Genomic DNA, 1,558 nt, shown 5'->3' with positions numbered 1-1,558 from the left:
GCCCTGGGTGGGGCGGCGCGGTGTCCTGGCGACAGGAGGTGGACGCGAGCCTTGCGGTGCGGCGGTGGCTGCACTAGCCATCGGGAAACAGAGGGGCGACGGCGCCGACCGCTCGGGTCCTCTGATGAGGAATTCATGGCCCAGCGCCGTCCGACCCGCAGTCCCGCATCCCCTGATAGCTCCACGTCCCGCGCGCCGGGCAAGGCCACCGCGAAGCCTGAGGTCCGGGCCGCCAGCGGCAAGGCGCCCACGGCGGTGAAGAAGGGGGCGGTGGTGAAGAAGGCCTCCCCTGCCAGCAAGGCCGCTCCCGCACGAGGGGGCCCGGCGGTCGCGAAGTCGAAGCCGGCTGCGAAGGCCGCGAAGGCGCCTGCTGCGAAGACGAAGCTGGCGGCACCTGCCGCGAAGACTCCCGCAGCGAAGACGAAGCTGGCGGTCCCTGCCGCGAAGTCGAAGCCAGCTGCGAAGGCCGCGAAGACTCCGGCCGCGAAGACGAAGCTGGCGGCACCTGCCGCGAAGACTCCCGCAGCGAAGACGAAGCTGGCGGCACCAGGCGCGAAGTCGAAGCCGGTAGCGGCCGCGAAAGCACCTGCCACGAAGTCGAAGCCGGTAGCTGTTGCGAAGGTACCCGCCGCGAAGTCCACGCCGGCAGCAGCCGCGAAGACACCCGCTGCGAAGTCGAAGCCGGTAGCACCCGCCGCCAAGGCATCTGCAACGAAGTCCGTGCCGGTAGTACCCGCGAAGACACCAAGCGCGAAGTCCACGCCGGCAGTACCCGCGAAGACACCAGGCGCGAAGTCCACGCCGGCAGTACCCGCCGCGAAGACACCTGCCGCGAAGTCCACGCCGGCAGCCCCCGCCACGAAGACACCTGCCGCGAAGTCGAAACCAGCGGTGGAGACCGCGACGACATCCGCCGCGAACTCCACGCCGGAGGTCGCCGCCAAGACACCCGCCGCGAAGTCCACACCGGGGGAGCAGGCCTCAAAGGCATCCACCGCGATGCCTCCGGAGGCTCAAACCGCGAAGGAATCTGCCGAGACGACGGGCCCGGGTGCAGCCATTTCGGAGCCCGAGGCACAAACGCCGCCACGGGCCGCCGCAGCGAAGCGCACCGCGAAGAAGGCCTCGGCGGATGCAGGTCCTACGGGCGCCACGGACACAGCCACGCCCGGCGCGACCTCCGAGGGCACCACCGAAACCACCACGGCTCCCGTGAGTACCTCCGAGTCCAGCACTTCCGACTCAGCTTCCACGAGCACCACCGAGGCAGTTCCGGCCGACATGACGTCCACGAGCGCCGGGGACACCGTCACGTCCGCGCCCTCCCTGGTGGACACCGCTCCGGCCGACATGACTCCCACGAGCGCCGGAGATGCGGCCTCGGCCGAAGCCGCCGACGCCCAGCCCCCAGCCCCTTCGGAGAACACCTCGGCCCGTGGCACGAAGCGGAAGGCCGCGCGCGGAGGTGCGGCACCCGCGCCGGAAGAAGCCCAGGCCCCCCAACCCGTTGCCTCGGAAGAAGCCGCGCCCACCGCCCCACCTCCCGAACCCACCGGGA

2 protein-coding genes are annotated in these 1,558 nt (G+C 71.1%); both read right to left on the bottom strand.

Going from position 1 to position 1,558, the window contains the following annotated elements; all coding sequences use genetic code 11:
* Positions 1-995 (bottom strand): hypothetical protein (locus tag D7V93_RS42860; RefSeq protein WP_147451678.1); only part of this gene is annotated, 995 nt, incomplete at its 3' end.
* Between the two features lie 18 nt (positions 996-1,013).
* Positions 1,014-1,558: hypothetical protein (locus tag D7V93_RS46305; protein WP_279637001.1), on the bottom strand; the 545-nt coding region annotated here is incomplete at its 5' end.

Source organism: Corallococcus llansteffanensis (assembly GCF_003612055.1).
Classification (GTDB): Bacteria; Myxococcota; Myxococcia; order Myxococcales; family Myxococcaceae; genus Corallococcus; species Corallococcus llansteffanensis.
This window is presented reverse-complemented; position numbering and strand designations above follow the sequence as displayed.